The sequence below is a fragment of the Pseudomonas neustonica genome, assembly GCF_003797945.1.
In the GTDB taxonomy this organism is placed as follows: domain Bacteria; phylum Pseudomonadota; class Gammaproteobacteria; order Pseudomonadales; family Pseudomonadaceae; genus Halopseudomonas; species Halopseudomonas neustonica.
In genome coordinates this window covers 1-4,384 of the sequence record NZ_RKKU01000057.1, presented here as the reverse complement: position 1 = coordinate 4,384, position 4,384 = coordinate 1, and the positions used below count along the sequence as shown (strand labels likewise).

Sequence of the window (4,384 nt, the reverse complement as noted above, 5' to 3'; positions counted from 1 at the left end):
GAACCCATCGGATATATACCGCCCGCAGAGGCTGAGGCAAACTACTATCGGCAACTAGCCAGTCAGGCTTCCAAGGTGGCGGCTTGACTTAAACCAAACAGCCTCCGCGAAACCCGGGGCGGTTCACCTCCGCCGTTTCAACTACTTTCAGGTAAAGCTCCTCAAAGCCCGCTTCATCTAGGCCCAAGACATCCATCCCACAGGCGGCAGGCGTCAGATGACGGACTACCAGCATCAGATATTTATCGATCGTGGAGTACGCAAGTGATTTTTTTGTACGAGTCCCCTGCTCACATAGATGAACTGCCCAACCCACAATCAAGAGGGGGAAGACGGACCAATCCGCTTCTCTGTCAAAAGTAGATTTCAAGATCTCCGCAAAATGCTTCTTGCGGCGGGTTGAAACCTTCATATTACCCTTCGTAGGCAGAGATGCCGCTTGCGAGATCAGCTTTCGTATCAGCAGAACGAAGCTCCTAGCCTCACTTAGATCAAGCTTCGCTCCCTTTCGGCAATGCCTTAGATCTGGAGCCCAATCTTGATCCGGTTTGAACGTATCGGCATTACTTATGTGTGTTGTCGGTGTAGCGATTGCGTGATTACCTGTCGCTCTAACCCACGCATTCAGTGGCACTGAAACGGCTGCGGTCTCTCCGCGCAAGCAGCTTGCAATATAGCCAGGCATCTCAAATAGCAGTGCCACCTGAGACAGTTTTGCTAGGAGAGCCAGGCTGCCAGCTCCGCAACCGATTGACGCAAGCAAAGCTGCGATACTCGGCTGCAGTTTTTGTTCGGAGAGCTTCGCCTCACACCCTTCCTTTTTGAACAGCCCTTCAATAAGAGCACTGCTGACTGGGTCTGGATGCCACCGAAAAACCGCGCCTTCTCCCAACGGGATTTCAACACTCAACTCTGTAGAAAGCTGATGAGTGTGCAACAATATTGCACTCGCCAATGAAAGGAGACGTGCTTCAGCAGCAATCCCACCAAAGAGCGCTGCAGAACACACTATTTCTGCCAGCCGAGCCGATGTCGACACTTCGCCGCCGTCACGCCCCTTATTGTCTAGGTATGACGTAAACGCAGCACGTAAAAAAGCTAACTCTCGATACTCTTTTAGAGAAGCTTCTGTAAATGGTGATGGCTCGACCTCGATCTGGCGTACGCGCAAGACATGTTTAATGAGATCTTTACCGCCTTTTCTGCGAGCAAGGTAACGATAGAGAAGCCTCAAGCAACGGTTAATGGAACATTTATTCTGCTGCGCAGTGGCAACTAGCTCCTCCACCAACCGATGAGCGCCATCAGCGTCAATTCTTTGGAACCTGGCCAAGTGGTCTGAGACCAACATCTTTACTAGCGCTTTGGACTTAGCATGATCTCGCTTTCTTTTTTCCTCACGTTTGCGGTGACCGAATAATGGCTCGGTTGTAACAGCACTCTTGCCGAAACTGGGTGAGAAAGCCTTCTGCAGCTCCAAGGACGGAGCGTCCATCACTCGCCAGCCAGACTCGCGCATGTAGCTATCAAGGTGTTTTCTAATGACACCAGCTGCAAGCAGCACTGACACAGTCGACCTACTGCCTAGCGGGTAGTCAACTCCATCTGTATGGCCGAGCTGTAGCTGGACTAGATCCGGCCGACCGGAGGTTCTAAGCAACTGAGTCGCCATTACATGGCGCAAAAAGTTGATTGGTAGTCTCCAGAAAGCACTCCATTCAGACGAAAGCGCCGCAGAGCTGATCGGAATATATGAGTCAGGCCGATTTTCGTTCAAATAAAAGAACAAGGGCATATCCGCCTTCGACCCACTCAACCGGCTAATGCGTAATCCCAGTTCACGGCTACTATCGCGCGACTGCAAACATTCTGAGAGGTGCTGCAGATACTTCAAGTACACATTCATCTGAGCCATCGCAAGATCAGACAATGCAACCACTCGCCACGCACGCGTTTCGTCAACAACCTTGTCACAGATCAGCAGCAAACCACGCTCTAAATCAAACTGGCTCAGCTCCGCGAATGGATCATCCACGGGGCGGTGTCCCGTGCAGCACATTAGTAAAGCCAGGCAGTAATCCGTGAAAGCGTTGTGAGACGAGACAAGATTTGTATCCCCTCCAGAGAGCGGTGTAGTTCGCTCGAAACAGCCTTCCAACAGCGCTTTTATAGTTGATTGTCTGGGGTAGTAACCTGTGAAGGGCGTCATGATAAGGACAACATCCTATCTGCGACCTGTCGGTAACGGTCTTCCACCTGGGTTAGCGGATGTACAACGTAATAGCTAAGCATAGGCGCGACGTGAGAGCTCGACGAAGATAATAGGAACGTAATCGATGGATCTCTAAAAGTCAGAGTGAGCTCTATAGCAAGAGCAGCAGTGATCCTTTCCAAACGTATACGTTGGAATAGGCCCCCGTGACGCAGACGGACCAGCACATCATCCAGGCAATCTCTCGCTTCGTTCTTCTCTACACCGAGGCAATCCAGAAGCAGGCCGTCACTCGACTTAAAATGAGCCTGCATCCAAGTCGCGACGGCCGGCGGCAGAAGTAGATTTAGTTTTTCGCCGCGGGGCTCAAACAACGCTGCAACATCAGATGGAGGCTCATAGGCTGCAACGGGCAAACGAATATTGCGCCTAAAGCAGCCATCAGCGCCAAACTGCCCGTCATTACCAAGCGTAGCGCCAAATATGGTCTCCCAGCCCAATCCGGTGACATACATTAGCGCCACAATGCCAGCCCCTATGCGCGTGCGACGATCCTTAGAGATCATCCATTCTGATAACGAGGATGCCAGCCGCCTCCGCTCTATCGAAGTAAATCGTCCCGGGTCATTAGCGGTCAGTCTTTGATGGCGCGAGATCCAATAGCGCGTTTCCTTCGCAGCTATCTCGACTTCAGTTTCAGACGGGGGAGGGGTTTGTTCATCAACCACATCCGGCTCAACCATGAATAGCTCGACCGTTGCGAGCTCATCCCCTGAAGGCGAGTCGGTTTTGTCGGGCTCGACCACATGGATAATATGACTCCCTATCCGCCTACCCTCTTCAGTCGTTCCTGTTGTTTGCTGTCTAAACCAACGGTGCGGGCCTGCTTCGGGTAAGGGCTTAGTTTGTGCGGGTTCTGCTTCTTTACGAGCACCAGTTTGGCAAATTTCCCAAAGAGAACTGATCGCCTTTATGGTTTGAGCATGACGTTCATTCTCAACGGCTGCCGTGACGTCAGATAGAAACGACTCGATATCTGAGAGAAAGCTGGACCCGGCTGAGCTCGGGAGCGTGTTGATTAAGGCATGGGCGCCAGAGCCCAAAGCCTTCGGCGAAATAGCCTTTCGGCATGTGTCTGCAATTGACTCGAATTTTCCATTCGGCCGTAAAAGCAGCGCAGTTAGAAACAGAGTGTTCAATGCTAAATATTGCGCAGTACCAAGCGAGTGCGGCTTAGGCTGAAGAAAGAACGCGGGCAGTGGGTAGCTTACAAAACTGCCGCCAATTGGATTGCCGCCACGCTTGGTGGCAGCATTGAAAAACCAACCTAACTTTTCCTTCTGTTTTTCGCCTGCCTGGCGGGCCTCTTTCAGTGCCGCCATCCAGCTTGTTTGTTGAGCGCTGGGCTCTACAGTCGCCAACAATTCAATTAACTTCTCAACCAAGTTCCTTCTTGCCGGGAAATCTGGATCCAATCCAAATGCTGCCTCAACCTCTTCCAGTACAGCAAAGGCGTCCTGGCTCCCAACCATGCTACTCAGAACACCGGGCCTTTCAACGTTACTCGGCTGCATCTGCGGGCTCCCCAAAAAACACCCCTTAAACCCATCAGGCTAGGTGTCAAAATATATGGTGGAGAGTGTGCCACACTCTGTGCCATTTCTAATAAATCGTAATTTTCGCCTAGACTACAAGACATTAAATGGCACAATGTGTTTTATATGAAAATCAATAACTTACTATTGAAACAACGAATTTCAACGATTAGCACCGAAAAATATTCACTATAATACATCTATATTTTCCGCCCTCCGAAGGCGTCACAGGTTCGAATCCTGTCGGGTGCGCCAATCAAATAAAAATGCCCAGCACACGCTGGGCATTTTTATTTGACGGGTGTACTCAATGGCAGATGAGAACCTAACGTTCGCCAAAGCGATTCGCAGCCAATCCTGTCGGGTGCGCCTATTGACCGGTGCGCTTTTGACAATATCAACAGAGCAGTGGCCTTTGGCGGGTAGCCACCATTCACCACTGGCCGGTATCGGCCCAGAGTGTGTAAAAACACTTTTCGTATGTTGGATGACTAAGCCCAGTGCTCTTGGGCGAGGCGTTTTCCCGGACATTTGCCAAGATCAGTGTCGATAGCGCGTCAGAACGTGTATGAAGCTC

The 4,384-nt window shown here is 51.0% G+C and carries 2 protein-coding genes; both read right to left on the bottom strand.

What is annotated here, in order from left to right; genetic code table 11:
- Positions 1–88: 88 nt before the first annotated feature.
- Entirely contained in the window at positions 89–2,035 is a 1,947-nt protein-coding gene (locus tag EF096_RS19975) for a site-specific integrase (RefSeq protein WP_123891492.1), read from the bottom strand.
- A 170-nt stretch (positions 2,036–2,205) separates the two neighbouring features.
- Positions 2,206–3,786 carry a hypothetical protein gene (locus tag EF096_RS19970; protein WP_123891491.1) on the bottom strand — a complete coding sequence of 527 codons (1,581 nt, stop codon included), beginning with the start codon at positions 3,784–3,786 and terminating at the stop codon, positions 2,206–2,208.
- Positions 3,787–4,384: the final 598 nt, after the last annotated feature.

Excerpts from the sequence above, each read along its gene's own strand:
- EF096_RS19970 (WP_123891491.1), bottom strand. The coding sequence starts at position 3,786 with ATGCAGCCGAGTAACGTTGAAAGGCCCGGTGTTCTGAGTAGCATGGTT.